Origin of the sequence: Nonomuraea corallina, from assembly GCF_027620315.1 — a bacterium.
Lineage (GTDB): Bacteria > Actinomycetota > Actinomycetes > Streptosporangiales > Streptosporangiaceae > Nonomuraea > Nonomuraea corallina.
Genome location: NZ_JAPNNL010000073.1, coordinates 13,653 through 32,683 on the forward strand (window position 1 = coordinate 13,653; position 19,031 = coordinate 32,683).

General features: G+C 71.3%; 20 protein-coding genes and 1 pseudogene. 11 read left to right on the plus strand and 10 right to left on the minus strand.

Translation table 11 applies throughout. The features are described from left to right. Positions 1-78: 78 nt before the first annotated feature. The 5 genes from OUY22_RS19060 to OUY22_RS19080 are packed head-to-tail and all read left to right on the plus strand — an operon-like array spanning position 79 to position 4,983. On the plus strand, positions 79-471 hold the full coding sequence (locus OUY22_RS19060) for a GntR family transcriptional regulator (RefSeq protein WP_270156375.1): 393 nt from the start codon (positions 79-81) through the stop codon (positions 469-471). Beyond that, positions 468-1,355: an ABC transporter ATP-binding protein gene (locus OUY22_RS19065; RefSeq protein ID WP_270156376.1), complete on the plus strand. Its 888-nt coding sequence runs from the start codon at positions 468-470 to the stop codon at positions 1,353-1,355. Before OUY22_RS19060 ends, OUY22_RS19065 begins: the two co-directional genes overlap by 4 nt. Continuing rightward, positions 1,355-2,398, plus strand: a complete 1,044-nt coding sequence (locus tag OUY22_RS19070; protein WP_270156377.1) for an ABC-2 transporter permease — start codon at positions 1,355-1,357, stop codon at positions 2,396-2,398. The genes OUY22_RS19065 and OUY22_RS19070 overlap by 1 nt, the downstream gene beginning before the upstream one ends. Next, positions 2,395-3,813, plus strand: a complete 1,419-nt coding sequence (locus OUY22_RS19075; protein ID WP_270156378.1) for a S41 family peptidase — start codon at positions 2,395-2,397, stop codon at positions 3,811-3,813. The genes OUY22_RS19070 and OUY22_RS19075 overlap by 4 nt, the downstream gene beginning before the upstream one ends. A 12-nt stretch (positions 3,814-3,825) precedes the next feature. Continuing rightward, positions 3,826-4,983 carry an alpha/beta hydrolase family protein gene (locus OUY22_RS19080; protein ID WP_270156379.1) on the plus strand — a complete coding sequence of 386 codons (1,158 nt, stop codon included), beginning with the start codon at positions 3,826-3,828 and terminating at the stop codon, positions 4,981-4,983. Between the two features lie 26 nt (positions 4,984-5,009). Here OUY22_RS19080 and OUY22_RS19085 read toward each other — a convergent pair whose 3' ends face one another. Continuing rightward, positions 5,010-5,573, minus strand: a complete 564-nt coding sequence (locus OUY22_RS19085; RefSeq protein ID WP_270156380.1) for a dihydrofolate reductase family protein — start codon at positions 5,571-5,573, stop codon at positions 5,010-5,012. Between the two features lie 198 nt (positions 5,574-5,771). Then, complete coding sequence (locus OUY22_RS19090) at positions 5,772-6,167, minus strand: RidA family protein (RefSeq protein WP_270156395.1); 396 nt, start codon at positions 6,165-6,167, stop codon at positions 5,772-5,774. A gap of 124 nt (positions 6,168-6,291) precedes the next feature. On the opposite strand from OUY22_RS19090, the gene OUY22_RS19095 reads away from it, so the two are divergent. Beyond that, a complete protein-coding gene (locus OUY22_RS19095) occupies positions 6,292-7,266 on the plus strand; it encodes a helix-turn-helix transcriptional regulator (RefSeq protein WP_270156381.1) in 975 nt (324 codons plus the stop codon). 43 nt (positions 7,267-7,309) lie between these two features. Here the strand turns inward: OUY22_RS19095 and OUY22_RS19100 are convergent, their stop codons facing one another. The 3 genes from OUY22_RS19100 to OUY22_RS19110 form a co-directional block, all read right to left on the minus strand. Next, positions 7,310-8,245, minus strand: coding sequence for a CU044_5270 family protein (locus tag OUY22_RS19100; protein ID WP_270156382.1), 936 nt, complete (start codon positions 8,243-8,245; stop codon positions 7,310-7,312). Continuing rightward, a complete protein-coding gene (locus OUY22_RS19105; RefSeq protein WP_270156383.1) occupies positions 8,245-8,808 on the minus strand; it encodes an RNA polymerase sigma factor in 564 nt (187 codons plus the stop codon). Before OUY22_RS19105 ends, OUY22_RS19100 begins: the two co-directional genes overlap by 1 nt. A gap of 144 nt (positions 8,809-8,952) precedes the next feature. Further along, a complete protein-coding gene (locus OUY22_RS19110; protein ID WP_270156384.1) occupies positions 8,953-9,711 on the minus strand; it encodes a GbsR/MarR family transcriptional regulator in 759 nt (252 codons plus the stop codon). Between the two features lie 276 nt (positions 9,712-9,987). Here OUY22_RS19110 and OUY22_RS19115 point away from each other — a divergent pair, with 276 nt between their 5' ends. Next, complete coding sequence (locus tag OUY22_RS19115) at positions 9,988-11,145, plus strand: serine hydrolase domain-containing protein (RefSeq protein WP_270156385.1); 1,158 nt, start codon at positions 9,988-9,990, stop codon at positions 11,143-11,145. 93 nt (positions 11,146-11,238) lie between these two features. Here OUY22_RS19115 and OUY22_RS19120 read toward each other — a convergent pair whose 3' ends face one another. After that, a complete protein-coding gene (locus OUY22_RS19120) occupies positions 11,239-11,820 on the minus strand; it encodes a dihydrofolate reductase family protein (RefSeq protein WP_270156386.1) in 582 nt (193 codons plus the stop codon). Between the two features lie 111 nt (positions 11,821-11,931). After that, positions 11,932-12,546 (minus strand): TetR/AcrR family transcriptional regulator, encoded by a 615-nt coding sequence (locus OUY22_RS19125; protein ID WP_270156387.1) that lies wholly within the window; start codon positions 12,544-12,546, stop codon positions 11,932-11,934. A gap of 118 nt (positions 12,547-12,664) precedes the next feature. Here OUY22_RS19125 and OUY22_RS19130 point away from each other — a divergent pair, with 118 nt between their 5' ends. The 4 genes from OUY22_RS19130 (at position 12,665) to OUY22_RS19145 (ending at position 16,167) form a co-directional block, all read left to right on the plus strand. After that, positions 12,665-13,579: an NmrA/HSCARG family protein gene (locus OUY22_RS19130; RefSeq protein ID WP_270156388.1), complete on the plus strand. Its 915-nt coding sequence runs from the start codon at positions 12,665-12,667 to the stop codon at positions 13,577-13,579. Positions 13,580-13,830: 251 nt separating this feature from the next. Continuing rightward, positions 13,831-14,223: a GntR family transcriptional regulator gene (locus OUY22_RS19135; RefSeq protein ID WP_270156389.1), complete on the plus strand. Its 393-nt coding sequence runs from the start codon at positions 13,831-13,833 to the stop codon at positions 14,221-14,223. Beyond that, the gene (locus OUY22_RS19140) at positions 14,220-15,182 is read left to right on the plus strand and encodes an ABC transporter ATP-binding protein (RefSeq protein ID WP_270156390.1); all 963 of its coding nucleotides are present in this window, start codon (positions 14,220-14,222) and stop codon (positions 15,180-15,182) included. The genes OUY22_RS19135 and OUY22_RS19140 overlap by 4 nt, the downstream gene beginning before the upstream one ends. Positions 15,183-15,195: 13 nt before the next feature. Then, on the plus strand, positions 15,196-16,167 hold the full coding sequence (locus tag OUY22_RS19145; protein ID WP_270156391.1) for an ABC transporter permease: 972 nt from the start codon (positions 15,196-15,198) through the stop codon (positions 16,165-16,167). Positions 16,168-16,221: 54 nt separating this feature from the next. Here the strand turns inward: OUY22_RS19145 and OUY22_RS19150 are convergent, their stop codons facing one another. The 3 genes and pseudogenes from OUY22_RS19150 to OUY22_RS19160 form a co-directional block, all read right to left on the minus strand. Then, complete coding sequence (locus OUY22_RS19150) at positions 16,222-17,394, minus strand: M16 family metallopeptidase (protein WP_270156392.1); 1,173 nt, start codon at positions 17,392-17,394, stop codon at positions 16,222-16,224. A 1-nt stretch (position 17,395) separates the two neighbouring features. Next, entirely contained in the window at positions 17,396-18,619 is a 1,224-nt protein-coding gene (locus OUY22_RS19155; RefSeq protein WP_270156394.1) for a M16 family metallopeptidase, read from the minus strand. Next, positions 18,616-19,031 (minus strand): annotated as a pseudogene (locus OUY22_RS19160) (hypothetical protein); the annotation flags it as partial. The pseudogene OUY22_RS19160 and the gene OUY22_RS19155, both read right to left, overlap by 4 nt.

The following is a 19,031-nucleotide window of genomic DNA, read 5'->3' on the forward strand; positions in this document are numbered from 1 at the left end:
TCCTCCGGGGATTCCTTTATGGCCACCTGACATCTATATTCCTAAAGTACTAGGAGACTAGATGAATGGAGTAATCCCTTGATCGAGTTCTACCTCGACAGCCGGTCCGGCGTCTCGCCCTACCTGCAGCTCGTCCAGCAGGTTCGGCAGGCCCTGCGGCTGGGCCTGCTGCACGAGGGTGACCAGCTGCCGACGGTCAAGGACGTGGTGGCGGGGCTGGCGATCAACCCCAACACGGTGCTCAAGGCCTACCGGGAGCTGGAACACGAGGGCCTCGTGGCCGCCCGGCAGGGAGTCGGCACGTTCGTGACCAAGACGCTGGCCGGGGACTCGCTGGCCGCGCACGGCCCGCTCCGGCGGGACCTGCGGCGCTGGCTGGCCGGCGCCCGCAAGGCCGGGCTCGACGACGAGAGCATCGAGGCCCTGTTCATGACCACCTTTCGGACCGCCTCACAGGAGGACATAGCGTGACCTCTGTCTTGCAGGCCCAGGCACTGGGCAAGAAGTACGGCAGACGCTGGGCGCTGCGCGAGTGCACCGTCGACATCCCGGCCGGGCACGTGGTCGGCCTGGTGGGGCCGAACGGAGCGGGCAAGACCACGCTGCTGAAGCTGGCCGGCGGCCAGCTCGAACCGACGGCGGGCGGTATCACCGTGCTGGGCGGCCGCCCCGCCGCAGGTCCGGCGCAGCTGGCCAAGGTCGGGTTCGTCGCCCAGGACACCCCTGTCTACGCCGGGCTGACCGTCGCCGAGCACCTGCGCTTAGGCGCCCGGCTCAACCCTCGCTGGGACGACGCCCTCGCGCGGGAGCGGATCGCGCGGCTCGGCCTCGCCCCCGATCAGCGCGCGGGCAGGCTGTCCGGCGGCCAGCGCGCCCAGCTCGCCCTCACCCTGGGCCTGGCCAAGCGGCCCGAGCTGCTGATCCTGGACGAGCCGGTCGCCTCGCTCGACCCGCTGGCCCGCCGCGAGTTCCTGCAGGGGCTGATGGAGGCCACCGTCGAGCACGCGTTCAGCGTGGTGCTCTCCTCCCACCTGGTCTCCGACCTGGAACGGATCTGCGACTTCCTGATTGTGCTCGCCGACTCGCGCGTGCGGGTGGCGGGCGAGGTCGAACGGCTGCTCGCCTGCCATCACCGGCTGAGCGGCCCGCGCCGCGATCCCGACCGGCTCTCCGCCGGCCAGCAGGTGATCTCCGCGCGCCACACCGACCGGCAGAGCACGTACGTGATCCGTACCGACGCCCCGATCCACGACCCCGCCTGGACGGTCACCCGGCTCAGCCTGGAGGACCTCGTCCTGGCCTACATGGACAAGCGCATCGCCGAGGACCGGCCTGTCGCCCTGGAGGTGCGGTGATGATCTGGCTCACCTGGCGCCAGTTCCGCGGCTCGGCCGTGATGACAGCCGCCGTCCTCGCCGTCCTCGCCGTCGCTCTGGGCCTGACCGGGCCCGGACTGGCGTCCAGCTACTCCGCCGGTGTCGCCGACTGCGTCCAGGACGACACCTGCGGCCGTTTCTACGACCGCTTCTTCGACGACCACCAGCTCCCGTTCCTGGCCCTGACCCTCGTCGTGCTGCTCCTGCCGGCCCTCGCCGGGCTCTTCTGGGGAGCGCCGTTGATCACTCGCGAGCTGGAGGCGGGTACGCACCTGCTGGTGTGGAACCAGAGCATCACCCGCCGCCGCTGGCTGGCCGTCAAGCTCGCGTTCGTCGGCCTGGCCGCCGTCGTCGCCGCCTGCCTGTGCGGCCTCGCGGTGACCTGGTGGTCCGGCCCTCTGGACAAGTCGGCCGTGCCGGAATTCGCGCTGATGGCTCCGCTGGTGTTCGGGGCGCGCGGCATCGCCCCCATGGGGTACGCGGCCTTCGCCTTCGTCCTCGGCGTGACCGTGGGCATGCTGGTGCGCCGCATGCTGCCCGCCATGGCCCTCACCCTGGCGCTGTTCGCCGTGGTCCAGCTCGCCATGCCGCTGCTCGTCCGGCCGCACCTGATGCCCCCGGTCACCTCGACGTTCGAGCTGGGCGAGGCGAACGTCGGCGGCATCGGCGTGGAGCGGGACGAGGGTCAGACCCTGCACATCGTGTTGAAGCAGGCCGTACCCGGTCACCCCGGCGCCTGGGTCCTGTCCAGCGAGCTCGTGGACCCGTCGGGCCGCGCGGTCGGCGGCGACGGCGAGCCCGGCGGGATCACGATGTCCACCACGTCGGGGCCCTGCGCGCCCTCGGGCGGCATGGAGATGTGCCTGGCCGAGGTCAACCGGCTCGGCTACCGGCAGCGGGCCGCCTTCCAGCCTCTCGACCGTTTCTGGCCCTTCCAGTGGATCGAGACCGGCATCTACGCCGTGCTCACCGCCTGCCTCACCTGGCTCTGCTTCTGGTGGATCAGAAGGCGTGTGTCATGACCGCCGTCAGGGCCGCGGCCGCCGGGGTCGTCCTCCTCCTGGCGACGGCCTGCACCGCCCCGGAGCCGCCGCGCGGCCAGGCGGGCACGCCTGGCGGCACGGTCTGCGCGCGACCGCGGAACGCCCCGGAACCGGAGAAGGCCACCACGATCGACGTCGTCGAGCAGGCGTACTTCTGCATCCTCGGCAACTACTACGGCGGCGCCACCATGGACGCCCGTTCGCTGCTGATCGCCGGGTTCGCCGCCCTGACGCGCGAGCTCGACCGCGAGGGCCGCGACCTGCCCGGCGCGACCATGCCCGCGCTGACCGGCGACCGGAAGGCCGACTGGGCCGCCTTCGAGACCGTCTACCGCCGGATCGTCGCCCAGATCCCGGACCTGGGCGACAGACCCGCCGTGGTGACCCTGGAGGCCATGGTCGCGTCCCTCGGCGACAACCACGCCCGCTGGGCGCACGACGTCAAGCGGCACCCCGACCACTACGACGGCGACGGCTACGGCCTGGGTCTGGCGGCGAGCGTCCACGATGCGCAGGTGAACGGGGAGCCCGGCACCGCCCGGCCCCCGCTGTTCGTCACCGCCGTGGAGGGCGGCGCGGCGCGGGCCGCCGGGCTGCGCCCCGGCGACGTCATCGAATCGATCAACGGGTCCGTTCCCTTCCACGACGGGAAGGCCACCGCGGTGATCGCCGCACTCTACCCGCGATATCCGCAGGCCCGCCCGGTCCGGCTGCGGCTGCTGCGGCAGAGCACCGGCCGCCGCTGGAGCGTCACGCTCAGGCCCGGCCTCTACCAACGGGACCTGACCACCCTGCGGGCGGTGCGGTCGGAGCTGCTGGACGGCGACGTCGCCTACGTGCGCCTGCGCGGATTCAGCTCCGACGCCGCGAACAGGGTCTTCACGGCGGTCTCCCGGCTGCGGGCCGGCCGCACCCTGTCCGGCGTCGTGCTCGACCTGCGCGGCAACGGCGGCGGCAGCCCTGTCGAGGCGATCCGGCTGGTGAGCGCCTTCGCTCACGGCAAGGTCACCGGCCACCTGTGCACCGTGCGCGGCGTCTGCGAGGCCATGCGGACCGACGACACCGTCGAACTCATCGGCCTGCCGCTGGTGGTGCTCACCGACCGCGGCTGCGCCTCGGCCTGCGAGCACTTCACCTCCGCGATCAAAGACCTGGGAGCCGGCCGGCTGGTCGGCACGAGGACCGCAGGGGTCATCTCCGGCCCGGCGCAGCCGTACCTGCTCGCCGACAACACCCTGCTGTCCTTCCCCGCCAGACACCACCTGGGCCCCGACCGCGAGGTGATCGACCGCATCGGCGTGCCGCCCGACCACCACGTGCCCCCGACCCCCGAGGACGCGGCCGACGGGCGCGACCCCGCCCTGGCCAAGGCCCTGACCTTGCTGCGGAAGTGAAGGGAGCCCCGGATGCGACACCTCCTGGCGGTCGCCGCGAGCCTGGCCGTCCTGGCCTCGGCCGCCTGCTCCGCGCCCGCGCCGCCGCGCTCCGCCGGCGCGTCGCCGACGCCGACCGGCCCCGCCGTCCTGCCCGCGCCCACCGGCGCACATCAGGTCGGCACCACCGTTCTGCACCTGAAGGACACCTCCCGCCCCGACCCCTGGGACCTCGACGCCGACGCCAGGGAGCTGAAGGTCACCCTGTGGTACCCGACCGAACAGCGCGACGGTGAGCGGGCGCCGTACATGACGGCCCGGGAGTCGGAGCTCTTCCTCAAGGGATCGAGAATCGCCGGCGTGCCGTACGACACGCTCAGCGAGACCCGCACCCACGCCGTCAGGGACGCCGAGCCCGCAGGGCGGAAGCTGCCGCTGGTCGTGCTGTCCCCCGGTTTCACCAAGCCGCTGAGCACGCTCACGTCGCTGGCCGAGGACCTGGCCAGCCGAGGGTACGTGGTCGCCGGGATCGACCACACCCACGAGAGCCACGTCACGACCCTGACCGGCGGCCGGGTGGCCGAGTGCCTGGCGTGCGACAGCGACACGGACCCGGGCTTCGGCGCGGAGGTGGTCCAGGGGCGGGCGGCCGACGTCTCCTTCGTGCTCGACCGGTTGCCGGCGCAGTGGGACGGCGCACGCCTGATCGACCGCTCCAGGATCGCGATGGCGGGCCAGTCGATCGGCGGGGCGAGCGCGGTGGCGGCCATGGTGCGGGACCCCCGGGTACGCGCCGGCATCGACCTGGACGGCACCACCTACGCCCGGATCCCCAAGACCGGCCTGTCCCGGCCGTTCCTGTTCATCGGCTCGCCGCAGCACGTCCCCGGCGGACGGGACACCACGTGGGAGCGTGACTGGAAGCTGCTGACCGGGTGGAAGCGCTGGATCGTCATGACCGGCGCGGACCACCAGTCCTTCACCGACCTCCCGGTGCTGACGGACGCCTTCGGCATGAAGGCGGCCGGCGACGCCCTGCCGGCCGCGCGCGCCTCGGAGCTCACCCGCACGTACGTCGCGGCCTTCCTCGACCAGCACCTGAAAGGACGGCGGCAGCCCGTGCTGGACGGGCCGTCGTCACGCCACCCCGAGGCCGAGCACTGCGCCCCCGGCGGCGAGGACTGCGCCTGACCGCACGTCCTCGCCCCGTCCTGGCGTCAATCCGACCTGGGGCGGGAGCGCCGGTAGCGCTCGAAGATCACCCGCGAGCCGAGCGTCCTGGTCTCGACCAGGTCCAGGGGAACCTGATCAGTGACCGGCGGCAGGTAGGGCGTGCCGCCGCCGACGACGATCGGATAGCGGAACATGCGCAGTTCGTCGAGGAGGCCGAGCCCGATCGCCGCCGCGGCCAGCTCGGCGCCGCCGATGGACACGTCCTTGCCGGTCGCGTCGAGCGCCGCGGCGACCTCCTCGGCCACGGACCCCTTGGCGAGCCGGGCGTTGCCCTGAACGCTGTCGAGCGTGCGGCTGAAGACGACCTTCGGCAGAGCGCACCACACGTCGGCGAACGCGGCCCTGAGCTCGTCGTCGCGCATCGACGGATCCGTCTCCCACGGCAGCATGGTCTCGTACAGCCGGCGGCCGCACAGATAGGCGCCCAGCTCGCTCACCTGCGCGAGGTGAAAGCGAAACGTCTCCTCGCTCGGGGTCGTCCACGCGAACGAGCCGTCGCGGTCGGTGACGAAGCCGTCCACCGAGACGCTCATCGAGTAGATCAGCATGGCTTCGACCTCATCACACCGGAGCGACGGACGTGCGCCCTTGAGCTTGACATCAGCAGGCTCTCCTTTCTTTCCGCGGGCTGTTCTGCCTCAGCTGCTGACTGATCGCGAGACGGAAACTCATCGTCGTGGACGGCCCGGACGGAACCTCACCGGCGGCCCGGCCAGGTGAGGGACCGCGCCGCCGGCGAGGTCGCGTCACGCGACGGCGGTCCCCTCAAGCTCGACCATCAGGCCGGGGATCGCCAGCCGCGTCACCCCGAGCATCGTGGTGGACGGCGCCACCCCGGCGGCGCCCAACCGCGACGCCAGCACGCCGTAGTGCTCGAAGAGCCGATCGACGTCGATGGTGTAGACGTTGAGCCGGACGAGGTCGGCGAGGGACATGCCGGCCTCGCCGAGCACCGCCTCCAGGTTGTCGAGGCTCAACGCCAGCTGCGCCGCCATGTCACCGGCATGCAGGGGCTTGCCGTCGCAGCTCATCGCGGTCTGGCCCGAGCAGTACAGGGTCCGGGTGTGCCCGGAGACGATCTCCCCCTGGTTGTATCCCAGCTCCACCGACCAGGCCCACGGGTTGACCGCCGTTCGCTCCATCGCCACATCAGCTCCGTTCGATTCGTCGACATCGTGGACGTCACCCGGCTTCGGTGACGTCGTGTTGATCAGCCTCCCGGCGAATCACGACATCCTGTGTCGTGTATGTCGTTACAGTTCTCGTATGCGCGCCGACCGGTTGGTCTCGCTGGTGCTGCTGCTACGCCGGCACGGCCGGCTGTCCGCGACCGCGCTGGCCCGCGAGCTGGAGGTGTCCACCCGCACCGTGCTGCGCGACATCGAGGCGCTGTCGGCGGCCGGCGTCCCGGTCTACGCCGAGCGCGGCCGGTACGGGGGTTTCGCGCTGTTGCCCGGTTTCCGGACCGAGCTCACCGGGCTGAACCAGGACGAGGCGCTCGCCCTGCTGGTCGCCGGGTCGCGGCGCGGCGCGCAGGCGTTCGGCCTCGGCTCGGCCCTCGCGTCGGCGATGCTCAAGGTGGTCGACGCGCTGCCCGAAAGCTATCGGGAGACGGCCGCCGGCGCGGCCGAGCGACTGCTCATCGACCCGGAGACCGACCTCCTCTCCCGACGGCTGGTCGCGGAGGAGGCGCCGGACGCCGTGGTGGCCGAGGTCCTGCGGGCGGTGTTCTCCGGACACCGGCTGCGCATCCACTACGCGGCCGTGGACCAGGCCCCGAAGTGGCGCACGGTGGACCCGATCGGCCTGGTCACCGTACGGGAGACGGGCTACCTGCTGGCCACCAGGTCCGGTGCGGACCGCACCTACCGGCTGTCCCGGATCGTGGCCGCCGAGCGACTCGCCGAACCCGCGCGGCGGCCGGACCGGGTCGATCTGGACCGGGCCTGGCAGGAACGCGGCACGCGGTTCCGGACGGGCGGCGACCAGGTCACCGTGCTGGTACGGCTGGACCCGGCGCGGCGGGAGGACCTGGTGGGCACCGCGCTGGCCGTCCTCGCCGAACAGGCCGACCCGGACGGCCGGCTGCGGCTGGAGGTGACCTTCCAGGATCCGCGACACGCCCGATGGGCGCTGTGGCAGCTCGGCACGGACGCGGAGGCCCTGGCCCCGCAGTGGTTGCGCGACTCCCTGCGCGACCGCGCCCTCGCGATAGCCGCCCGCTACGGGGCGTCGTCCTGAACCTCACCCACGCTGCTCCACCCGCCGGAGCCGCGTGCCGCGGTCAGGAACGTTGGCCGGGCCCGTTCACGATCTTGGCCTCCAGGTGCGCTGTCATGCTCACCCCGCCCGCTCTGTACGTCACCTTCTCGCCATTGGTGTCCTCGTACGTCCAGTCCCGCAGCCGCGTCGCGTTGGTGCCCAGATACCGGAAGGTCCGCGGGTCCAGGACGAGCGACACCCGTGCCCCGGTGTCGATGAGGCTGAACGCCACGCCTCGCCGTCCGTCGGCGACGGGCACGTCCGGCCTCACCTCGATCCCCTTGATCGCAGGCAACGCACGGAAGATCGCGGCCCGCACGTGCGGGGCGAGCCACTGATCGGAGACGAACTGGTTGATCTGCCGGAAAAGGATCTCCGGTGGGACGTGGCCGTCCAGCTCCTGCGGCCCCCGGCGGTCCTCGTCGAGGATGGCCGCCTCGATCCTGGCGATCGTCCCGGCCGGGGTGACCGGCGGTTCGGCGAGCTCAGCCGGGTCGAAGAGCGCGCCGCCCTGGAACATCAGCGTGCCGTCCTGGTACCAGGCCGACCGCTTGCCGTCCACGCTGGTCCACCGTTCCCAGGTCTCGCGCCGGTCCCTGTCGACGTCGGCTTCGACGCCGGCCAGTTGCAGTTCCTTGGTGTAGAGCCACTGACCGGGGCCGGGGGCGGGGGCGGGGTCGTCCTCGGCCGCTCGGGCGGCGCGCTCGCCCAGCTCGGCCACGCCGGCCACCGGCGCCAGGCCCGGCTGGTCCCTGAAGACCACGGCGGCGCCGCCGACGGCCAAGGCCAGCGCCGCCGCCACCACGATCCGCCGGCCGAGCCTTCTCGCGCGGGTCGCGGCCGGCTTCTCCGCGACCTCCGGCTCGTGGACGGCCGTCATCAGCCGCGCCCTGGCCGCGGCCGCGGCCTCGTCGGTCATCTCCGGGGTGCTTCCACGAAACTCCTTGATCGCCCTCATCACCGCTCCTCGTCCCCGAGCACGTTCCTGGCCTTCTTCCGCGCGCGGTGCAGCCGTGACCGTACGGTCCCCACCGAGATGTCCAGCGCTCGCGCCACTTCCTCGTACGACATGTCCTCCCACGCCACCAGCAGCAGCACGTCCCGATGTCCACGGGGCAACGACGCCAGCACCCCCGCCAGCTCACGATCCCTGCGCTGTGCCGTCACCCGGCGTGTCACGGTGTCGGCCAGCGCCTCGGGCAGCGGGTCCACGCCGGTACGGCTCAGCGCCCGCAGCAGTCGCCCCTCCTGCCGCCGATGTCTGGCGATCAACGTGGTGGCGATGCCGTACAGCCAGGGCCTGGCCAGACCGAACGACGTGTCGTACGTCCCGCGCCTGCGGAAGGCGGTCAGGAACGTCTCGGCCACGATGTCGTCGGCAACCTGCGTGCCGAGCCGTCGCGCCGCGTACAGGTGGATCTGCTTCGCGTAGCGGTCGAACAGCGCCGCGAACTGCTCCGGGTCGTGCGCCGAACGACGGATCAGTTCTCCGTCGTCGATCTCGACCATCCCAGCACTCAACGCCTCTCCTTCGTGAGTCGGTATTTCACCGTGGTGTCTCCCGAAGGACGTCAACGAGTTCCCCGGCGCCGTGACACGGAAGAAAGGGCGTCAGCGTGCGTGCTGTGGGGCGGTGCCGGATGACGGCGTCAGGACGGCGGGACTCTACTCGGGAGTATGAGGGCTGAGCCCTGAACGTTCTTTCGTTCGCCTCGACAGGAAATCCTGCCGCCACTGCTCGGCAGCGTGGACCAAGCTTCGGCTGACGTGCTCGAAGAACTCGCTCATGTCCTGTAGCCGGACACCGGCGGGAGTGGTGGAGTCGAGGACTTCGGCTCCGTCACGGGCGAGATCGGCCATGACGGCGTTCTGCCGGGCGCTGACGAGCCAGGCCCGGTACCAGACGTCGGGGTCGATGACGTACCGGTCGCGCCGCCGGCGGGGGTCGCGTTCACGCCGGATCAGTTCGTGTCTTTCGAGTTCGCCGATGGCCTTCGAGATGGATGCCGGGCTGACCCGGAGACGCTGGACGAGTTCGGCGGCGGTGAGGCTCCCGCTGTCGATGGTGTACAGGCAGGCGAGTACCCGGGCGGTCATGCGCGGCAGCCCTGTCGTGGTCATCGCCGCGGTGAATCGTTCCTCCAGAGCGTGGACCGCTTGGGGGTCACGCCCGGGTGCGCCGGTGGCGGCCGGTGGCGCGGGGGCCAGGGTGGGGGCCTGCTTGCGCCGGCGGGCTCGCACTTCGGTCGCGTGATGTGCCCGGTCGGCCTGGTAGCCGTCGGCTCCACCGTTGCGGGTCACCTCCCGGGTGATAGTGGAGATCGGCCGTTGCAGACGCTTGGCGATCTCGGTGTAGGTGAGCCCTTCGGTCAGCCCCGCGGCGATGTGCCGGCGGTCCTGGTGAGTCAGTCTGCCTCCCGGCATCGGGCGTGCCTCCTGTTGCCGTGCCATGCCCAGCCCGCTTGATGTGTCCTCGGGCGCGGATGGACAGTATCGCGTTTGTCGACATCTCATTGCAAGTACCGTTCATTCGTCTTGCGTTCGTTCACATACTCATTGCAAGTTTGATGGCTCGACCTGCTGGATTCCTGCTATTTATGTTGCTCGTTTTGTAAATGCAAGATAGCTTTTCGTCCGTACTGAATGCGTACTATCGCGAGCGCGGCTGCGCTGATGTCCATCGCCCGGAAAGGAATCGCCATGACCACATCTCCCCCCTCACCGGCAGGGCCGCTCCACGCCCAGGTCCAGAGAGCGCTCGACCAGGCCGTGGCCGACGGCGGTGTGCCCGGCATGGTCGCCGAGGTTCGCGACCCTCGGGGGCGGTGGTTCGGCTCGGCGGGGGTGGCCGACACCCGGACCGGCCGCGAGCGTCAGCCGAACGAGCGGTTCCGTATCGGCAGCGCCGCCAAGCCGTTCACCGCCACCGTGGTCCTGCAGCTGGCGGCCGAAGGGAAGCTGAGCCTCGACGACACTGTGGACACGTGGCTGCCCGGCCTGGTCAAGGGCAACGACGACGACGGCGGCACGATCACCGTCAGACACCTGCTCAACCACACCAGCGGGATCTTCAACTACGGCAACGACGAGGAGGAGTTCGCCAAGTTCTCCGGCCCCGCGTGGCTCGAGCACCGCTACGACACCTACACGCCCGAGCACCTCGTGAAGATCGGCCTGCGCAATCCGCGCTCCTTCGAGGCGCCGGGTGACGGCTTCGTGTACTCCAACACCGGCTACATCCTCGCCGGGCTGATCGTCGAGAAGGTGACCGGCAAGACGCTCGCCGGCGAGATCGCACGGCGGATCGTCCGCCCGCTGGGTCTGACCGGGACATACCTGCCGGCCGCGGAAACGCGGATACGCGGCCCGCACCCACGCCACTACTCGACGTTGTTCGCCACCGGAACCGACGCCGAGGTCTACGACGTGACCGACCAGAGTGCCACCACCGGCTGGGCGGCCGGTGGCGTGGTCTCCACGGTCGGCGACCTCCACCGATTCACCGGCGCGCTGCTGCGCGGCGAGCTGCTCCCGCTCGCCCAGCGGCGGGAGATGTTCACCATGGTCAAGACCGGGGTCAAGCTGCCGGACGGCACCTGGACGGACACGTGGATCCCCGGCACCACGTACGGCACCGGCGTCTGGTCGTGGGAGCTGTCGTGCGGTGTGAGGGTCTGGGGCATCGGCGGCGCCATCACCGGTGGGTTCTCCTTCGCGATGGGCACCCGGGATGCCGAGCGCGTGATCGCCACCCACATGAACATCGACCGCTATGGCCGGTACAACTCGCTCGACATGGCCAAGACTGTGATCCAGGCCGTGTTCTGCCCATCCGGTTCCCCGACGCGAAGCGATTGACGATCAAGCGCGGATGGGGAGCGCTGAGTCGGCGCCGGCCCGATCTTGTGTCACCGATCGCAGCGGACTTCTTCGCGTACCCGCTCAGATCGGTCAACGGCGCACCCGATAGCGCAGGTGAAGCACCCGGTTGCCCTGAATCACCATGTCAGGATCCTCCAGCAGGTGCTGCGCGTGAACCGACCCGAAGTAGCGCTTGCCGGACCCGAACACGACGGGTACGACGTCCATGCGCACCTCGTCGACCAGGCCCGCGGCAAGCACCTGGCCACCGACGTCGCCGGCGGCGACCTCGACCATGCGGTCACCCGCAAGCTCCTGCGCCTTGGCCACGGCTGCCTCGACGCCGTCGACGAAGTGAAACGGCGCCTCGGGGTCCCAGCCCTCGGGCATCGGCCGGTGCGACACGACGACCACGTGGTCGATGCCGCTCGGCGGCTTGCCGCCCCAGCCGTCCGTCAGGTCGAAGACGTGGCGGCCGACGATCGTGACTCCGATCCGGTCCCAGTACGTCCGGGTGTAGTCGTAGGACGGCCGCGACACCTTCAGCTCGCCGCTCTCGTCCAACGGGACGTCACCGCTGGACAACCAGTCGAACAGCGGTCCGGGCTGGTCACTCTCGTCCGCGACGAAGCCGTCCACCGACACCGAGCTGTACATGACCACCTTGCCCACGGGGCTCTCCTCTGCCTTGGGGTGCCCCAAGTTAGCGTGTCGTGGGCTGTCGCTCTTGTAAGAAATCAATCGGCCGGCAGCGGCCACTCCAACGCGCGGGTGGGCACGAGATCACGCCGCGCCCGAGCCTGGCCGTTCGCTTCCTATGGCACCGGTCAGCGCGAGGGTGAGCAGCCGGTCGGCCTGGGCCGCGCCGTCGGGTTCCTGCTCAACGGCCAGGCAGATGGCGTTGACGAGTGTGAGCAGATCCGTGATCGAGACGTCGGGCCGTGCGGCGTTCGCGCGGCGGGCGCGGGCCAGCAGGTCTGCTCCCGCGTTGGTGATCATGCTGTGGCAGGTGGCGCCCAGGGTGGGATCGCCGTCGTGGGCTCCCCGCATCAGCGAGGCGGCCAGGCCCCGGTTGGACACGGCGTGCCTGGCGACGGCTCCGAGCCAGGTCGCCAGCGCCTGTCCGGGGTCGGGGTCGACGGCCAGGTCGGTGGCAGCGGCGCACAGGGCCTCGACCTTGTCGCCGAAGACGGCCTCCAGCAGTCGCTGCCGGGAGGGGAAGTGGCGGTGCAGCGTGGCCGAGCCGACGCCGGCGCGCCGGGCGATCTCCTCCAGGGACGCCTCGGCTCCGTGCTCGGCGATGGCCTCGGCTGCCACGGCCAGGATGCGGTCGTAGTTGCGGCGTGCGTCCGCGCGCATCGGACGCGTGGGCGAGTTCGTACGACTGTCGGACGGCATGTGTTCTCCGGCGGGCTTGCAAAAACGGGGTGGCCCTCCATATCGTACCCAACCAGAACCGGAGGGCCACCCCAGTTAGGCGGGCGGCCGCCGCATGCCTACCGTCTGGAGACACATCGTGAAGACCATCGTGGTGGTGGGGGCGACCGGCCTGCAGGGCCGGGCCGTGACAGCACAACTGCTCGCCGACGGCTGGCACGTACGGGCAATGACGCGCGATCCGGACGCCGCGCCGGCCCGGGCTCTGGCGCAGGCGGGCGCCGAGTTCGTCCGCGCCGAGATGGACGACGTCGCCTCGCTCGTCGCCGCTGCCGAAGGCGCCTACGGCCTGTTCAGCGTGCAGCCCACGGTCGGCTCCCCGGGCACCCCGGCGGGCTTCTCGGCCGAGGACGAGGTCCGCTGGGGCCGCAACGTCGCCGACGCGGCACACGCCGCCGGGGTACGGCACATGGTCTACGCCTCGCTCGCCGGCGCGGGCCGCCACAACATCGAGAAGCTGCCGAGCAACACGGTCAACAAGTGGCGGATCGAACAGCACATCACCCGGCTGGGTCTGCCCGCGACCTTCCTGCGCCCGGTCTCCTTCATGGAGAACTACACCGGCGCCTACCACCTGCGCGACGGCGCCGTGGCCACCGCGTTCGCCGCCGACGTACCGCAGCAGATCATGGCCGTCGACGACGTCGGCGCCTTCGCCGCACTGGCCTTCGCCCAGCCGGGCGAGTGGATCGGCCGCGCCGTCGACCTGGCCGGGGACGAACTGACCCCACGCCAGATCGCCGCGGCCATCTCCGAAGCCGTCGGCCGGTCGCTGCCGTACGTCCAGATCCCGCTGGAAGTGATCGCCCAGTTCGGCGCGGAATTCGCCTACGCCTACACCTGGCTCAACGACCGCGGCTACCGCGCCGACGTCACCTTCACCCGCGCCCTGCACCTCGACCTGATGGACCTGCGCACCTGGCTGCAACGCACCGGCGCAGCCCAGATCGCCGGCTTCCTGGCCGCCCAGGACACCGCCGCGCAGGACCGGTGAACGCACTCGGCCTCGGACGGGTCGGCATCTAGGACGCGATGGAGGCCGCCGGCTCCTGCGGCCCCGGGTCTTGGCCGCGCTGGGCCCGAAGATGTTCCAGCTCGCCGCCGAACGCGCGCAGGGACACCCGCTAGGCATGCCGGTCGAGCACACGCCGAGGACGTCGCTCGGCGGGTTGACAGGAGGCCGAGTTGACGAAGATCATGGCGGTAATTACCCTTTTACTAATCTAATAGGAAAAGGGTATTGCGGTGCTCAAGTTTCGCCTCGATCCAAGCTCCGGTGTGGCGACATATCTGCAACTGGTGCATCAGGTCAAACACGCCTTGCGGCTCGGTGTGCTCATGCCGGGCGATCGGCTGCCGACGATCAAAGAGGTCGTCAGCGACCTCGCGATCAACCCGAACACCGTGGCCAAGGCCTACCGCGAACTGGAACACGAGGGGTTCGTCGTCGGCCGGCCCGGGATGGGCACGTTCGTGCGGCGTTCCCTGGGTGGCGGAGCCACGGCCGATCACACCCGGCTCCGCCGCGACCTCGCCCGGTGGGTGCACGACTGCCGCGAAGCGGGGCTCGACCACGGAGATATCGAGGCGCTGGTCGCCATGGTGCTCGCCGACTCCGCCCAGGAGGGGATCGCATGACAGCGGATCGGACAGTGAGGATGTTCGGCGGCGGATGTGGGGAGCTCACCCCTCCCGCACAGAGCGCGACGGCTCTGGAGGCCGTGAGGCTCGCCAAGCGGTATCGGGGCACGTGGGCGTTACGCGACTGCACGCTGTCGGTCCCCGCCGGCCGGGTGGTCGCGTTCGTCGGACCGAACGGCGCGGGAAAGTCCACGTTCCTGCGCCTGGTCGCCGGGCTGATCGCCCCCACCCGGGGCAGCGTGCGTGTCTTCGGCGAACCGGTCGGTCAGCGGGCGGAGGCCCTCGCGCGGGTGGCGTTCCTGGCCCAGGACAAACCCCTCTACGACGGCTTCACCGTCGCTGAGATGCTCCGCTTCGGACACCATCTCAATCCAGGGTGGGACGACGCCCTCGCCCGGCAACGGCTGGCGGAACTGGACATCCCGCTGAACCGCAAGGTCGGCAAGCTTTCCGGAGGTCAGCAGGCACAGGTCGCGTTGACCATCGCCGTGGCCAAACGGCCGGATCTGCTGGTCATGGACGGGCCTCTGGCCAACCTCGACCCGGTGGCCCGGCACGACATCATGCGCTCCCTGATGGCAGCGGTGGCCGAGACGCAGATGACCGTCGTGCTGTCCTCCCATGTGGTGTCCGACCTGACCAACGCCTGCGACTGGCTGATGGTGCTCAACCGCGGCCAGGTCCAGATCAGCGGCGAGGTCGACGAGTTGCTCGCCGCTCACCGGATGCTGTCCGGTCCGGCGGAACTCGCGGACGAGGTGGCGGCCCGGATGCCGGTGATCAACGACAGCCGCAGCGGACGGCAGGCCGACCTGCTGGTCCACACCGGCCCGGGAACGTCGTTGCACGACCCGCGATGGAGTGCGTCCGGTGTGAGCCTGGAGGAGCTGGTGCTGGCCTACCTGCGCCGCCCCGACACCACCTCACTGCCTCGTCCGACCCTGACCACTACCTGATCGCTAAGGAGACATGGAAGTGTTGTGGCTTACCTGGCGGCAGCATCGCATGCAGGTGCTCGTCACCACGGCGCTGCTGGTCGTCCTCGGCGTGGTTCTGCTCATCAGCGGTCTGGGCGCGGCCGGCTTCGCCGCTCAGAACGCTCCGGCGACCGACTGCGTGGCGGACACGCCCGCGTGCAGCGCTTACCGCGTGGAGATGAACGAGCGCATTCACTCGGTGGGTGAGCTCCTCGGCTGGCTTCCGCTGCTGGCCCCGGCGTTGATCGGCGCTTTCTGGGGCGCTCCGCTGCTGGCCCGGGAGTTCGAGCACGGCACGCACCAGCTGACCTGGACCCAGTCGGTGACGCGGCGCCGCTGGTTGGCGGCCAAGATCGTCGGGCTCGGCGCCGCGGTCACGCTCGGCGGGCTGGTGCTGGCCGGCATCGTGGAGCCGTGGCTGGCCGCCTTCGACGTCCCCCCTTACAACGTTGACCGCTTCGACATGAGTTGGTTCCGCGTTGTCGGCATCATGCCGGCGGCGTGGTGGCTGTCCGCGTTCCTGCTCGGCATGGCCACGGGCGCGCTGTTCCGGCGGACCCTGCCGGCGATGGCGGTGACCCTGGGGGTGTGCGCGTTGGCATTCTTCGGACTCCTCAGGGCGCCGTCCTCCTACGCGCCGCCGGAACGAGCCGTGCAGGCCCAGGTCATCGACGAACTCGAACCGGAAGACTCTCTCTATGTGACCAGCTACTGGATTGACAGCAGCGGCGCGAAGTTCACCTCTCAGGAGAGACATCTCGCGCTCGCCGGCCCATGCGGGACGGATGAGACGACCAAGAAGTACGCCCAGTGCACATTCAGCCACGGCTATCGGCAGGTGGTCGAATTTCACCCCGCGGACAGGTTCTGGCAGTTCCAATGGACCGAGGCGGGAATCCTGCTCATCCCCGCTCTCTCGTTGGGCGGTGTCGCCGTCCGGCGCGCCCTTCGGCCCCGCATCTGAAACCGATGATCGCCTCGGGGCGCGACCTGAGGCGCTGACACGTCGCGGCACGCGTCACAGGGCAAGGTGGTGGGGCAGGGCCGCCGGGTCCGCGGCGAGCAGGCCGGAGAAGCGCTCGGGCGCGAAGAACTCCTGCGCCGCGGCCACCACCTGCGGCGCGGGGACGGCTTCCAGGCGGCGGGGGAAGTCCAGTACGAGCAGCGGATCCCGGCCCTTGGCCGCCATGTCGATCAGAGCCGAGGCGATGGCCGCGCGCGGCGCCAGGCGGGTGGCCATCGAGCCGAGCGCGTACGCCCTGGCCGAGCGGATCTCCTCCACGGTGGGCGGGTGCGTCCGCATGCGGCGCAGTTCGGCGGCCAGGGCGGCGAGGGCGGCGCCGGTGGTGGCCGCCGCCGTGTCGGCCTCGACGGCCAGCAGGGCGCCGCCGTGCGCGGTGTCGAAGAACGTCGTGACGCCGTACACGTAACCTTTGTCCTCCCGCAGGCTCGCCGACAGGCGCGAGGACAGGTAGCCGCCCAGGACGTTCAGCGCCAGGAACAGCGCCGGATAGCGGGGATGTTCCGGGGGCACCGCGGGGGCGCGCAGGCGGATGCGCGACTGCGGCGCGCCGGGCAGCGGCAGCGCCGCGATCCGGCCGCCGTCCACCGCAGGCAGGGCCGGCAGCGGCGCGGGCGGTGTCCGGGAGGAAGCGGATGGGTGCCAGGCGGCGAAGGCCGCGCCGGCGGCGTCGGCCAACGCGGCGGGGTCGTCGCGGCCGGCGATCACGAGCGTGGCGCCGCGCGGGTCGAAGGGGCGCGACGGCAGCGGCCCCAGGTCTTCGGGGCGGACCTGGAGGGTCGCCGGGTGGTCGCCGAACAGGTGCCGGGCCAGCCACTCCCTCACCATGACGTCCGGATGCGCCCGCACCATCGTGAGCTGGGCGGCCAGCTGGGCGCGGGCCGGGCCCGGCTCGGCGGGCGCCGTGCCCCGCGCCGCCTGCGCCAGCGCCGACGTCACCGCCGCGAGGCCGGGGCCGTACGCGGTGACGGTGATCTGGTGGACGTCGGCGGCCGCGCTCATCTCCACGTCGTCGTCCCGCTGCGACAGGCAGGTCGCCAGCAGCGTGGACGCCGCCAGGCCGGCCCGGTCCCGGCACGGCCGCGGCAGGTGGAGGCGCGCCTCGACCAGCGGCGTGGCGCCGTGCCGCAGCGGCAGGACGCGCAGGCCGTTGGGCAGCGTACGGATCATGTCAGCCTTTCCGGGGGGCGACCCTGAGCAGTGCGCGGGAGTCGGGCCGCAGGAGGCTCGCCGCCTCCGCCACGTCCGCGGCGGTCACCGCGGCGTACGCGTCCGGCAGGCCGGCCACCCGCCAGGGATCGCCGAACAGCAGCTCGAAGCGCCCGAGCAGGCGCACCCGGTTGGCGACCCTGTCCATGGACCGGTGGTGGGCGGTCAGCCACGCGGTCCGGCAGCGCCGCAGCTCCTCCTCCCCCGGCCCGTCGGCGGCGAGCGCGCGCAGCTCGGCGTCCACGGCCTCCAGCACCCGCCCGGCGGGCAGTTCCCCGGGGTGGACGGCGGTGAGCACCCACAGGTCGGGGTCGCGGGCGTCGAGGAAGTCGAACAGTCCGACCCGGGCCGAGAAGGTGACGGTGTGACCGCTCTCGCGCCGCAGCCGTTCGCGCAGCCGCGGCCTGCCGCCGCCGGTGAGCAGCCCCGCCAGCGCGGACAGCGCGAAGTGGGCGCCGGTGGCCGGGTCGGGCACGCGGTGGCCGGCGGCGAGGGCGGGCATCGGGGCGAGCGGGTCGGCGTACTCGGCCTCGCGCGCCGCCGAAGGCAGCGGCTCGTGGTAGCTGACGGGCGGTGGCGCGGGCCGGGCCGGGATGTCCCCGAAGGCGTGCGCGGCGATCTCCAGCACCGCGTCCGCCCGGACGTCGCCGGACACCGTCAGCACCGCGTTGGCCGGGCTGTAGTGCCGCTCGAAGAACTCCTCGCAGTCCTGCGGGGTGATGTGCCGGAGCGAGGCGTGGTCGCCGTAGCCGTCGTGGGCGTTGGCGGCGTCGCGGAACAGCACGGGCGACAGCCGGGGCCAGGGGAAGCCGCCGTACGGTTTGCGTGTCTTGCCGAGGATCTCCTCCCGCACGACCGAGGTCTGCGCCCGGATCGCGCGCGCGGTGATCCGGGGGCCGCGCATCCGGGCGGCCTCCAGGTTCAGCACGCGGGCGACGGCTCCGGCGGGGACGACGGTGTAGAAGTCGGTGTAGTCCTGCCGGGTGGAGGCGTTGCAGAAGCCGCCGACGCCCTCGACGTACTGGAAGTGCCCGTCGAACATCAGATGCTCGAACAGGTGGGCCAGCCCCGGGCGGCCTTCGCCGCGGAAGCCGACGCCGTAGTGGACGGCGACGGCGGCCACGGGCGCGGAGTGCTCCTCCTCGACGACGACCCGCAGCCCGTTGCCCAGTGTCACGCGCTTCATCGGGTGATCAGCCGTCCGTCCGCCGCCGCGTCGATCGTGTCGGCGACGAGTTTCAGGTAGTCGCCGAGCAGCTCGTGCCATTTCACGTACGCGGCGAAGTCGTGCACGTGGCACAGGAAGCGCACGGCGGCGGCCCTTCCCACGGCGGCGAGGTCCAGAGGGGCGTCGTAGCCGTCGAGCAGGGCGCGGATGAGGGCGTCGTAGTCGAACGGGCTGCCGGCGGGGAGCCGGTCCGCCAGCGCCCGGAACTCCACCAGTTCCCCGGCGAGCCAGCCGACGTCGCCTTCGGGCGTGCCGGCGCTCAGGTCGTCGCCGGTCAGCAGGGCTCCGGGGCGTTCGGCGGTCACGGGCAGGAGCGAGCCGAGGCTTGGGGCGCCGTGCAGCAGCGCGCGCGGCTCGTCCGGCGCGCACC

Coding starts and splice junctions, on each gene's coding strand:
- OUY22_RS19070 (WP_270156377.1), top strand. CDS start 1,355: ATGATCTGGCTCACCTGGCGCCAGTTCCGCGGCTCGGCCGTGATGACA.
- OUY22_RS19075 (WP_270156378.1), top strand. CDS start 2,395: ATGACCGCCGTCAGGGCCGCGGCCGCCGGGGTCGTCCTCCTCCTGGCG.
- OUY22_RS19080 (WP_270156379.1), top strand. CDS start 3,826: ATGCGACACCTCCTGGCGGTCGCCGCGAGCCTGGCCGTCCTGGCCTCG.
- OUY22_RS19085 (WP_270156380.1), bottom strand. CDS start 5,573: ATGCTGATCTACTCGATGAGCGTCTCGGTGGACGGCTTCGTCACCGAC.
- OUY22_RS19090 (WP_270156395.1), bottom strand. CDS start 6,167: ATGGAGCGAACGGCGGTCAACCCGTGGGCCTGGTCGGTGGAGCTGGGA.
- OUY22_RS19095 (WP_270156381.1), top strand. CDS start 6,292: ATGCGCGCCGACCGGTTGGTCTCGCTGGTGCTGCTGCTACGCCGGCAC.
- OUY22_RS19100 (WP_270156382.1), bottom strand. CDS start 8,245: ATGAGGGCGATCAAGGAGTTTCGTGGAAGCACCCCGGAGATGACCGAC.
- OUY22_RS19110 (WP_270156384.1), bottom strand. CDS start 9,711: ATGCCGGGAGGCAGACTGACTCACCAGGACCGCCGGCACATCGCCGCG.
- OUY22_RS19115 (WP_270156385.1), top strand. CDS start 9,988: ATGACCACATCTCCCCCCTCACCGGCAGGGCCGCTCCACGCCCAGGTC.
- OUY22_RS19125 (WP_270156387.1), bottom strand. CDS start 12,546: ATGCCGTCCGACAGTCGTACGAACTCGCCCACGCGTCCGATGCGCGCG.
- OUY22_RS19140 (WP_270156390.1), top strand. CDS start 14,220: ATGACAGCGGATCGGACAGTGAGGATGTTCGGCGGCGGATGTGGGGAG.
- OUY22_RS19145 (WP_270156391.1), top strand. CDS start 15,196: ATGGAAGTGTTGTGGCTTACCTGGCGGCAGCATCGCATGCAGGTGCTC.
- OUY22_RS19150 (WP_270156392.1), bottom strand. CDS start 17,394: ATGATCCGTACGCTGCCCAACGGCCTGCGCGTCCTGCCGCTGCGGCAC.
- OUY22_RS19155 (WP_270156394.1), bottom strand. CDS start 18,619: ATGAAGCGCGTGACACTGGGCAACGGGCTGCGGGTCGTCGTCGAGGAG.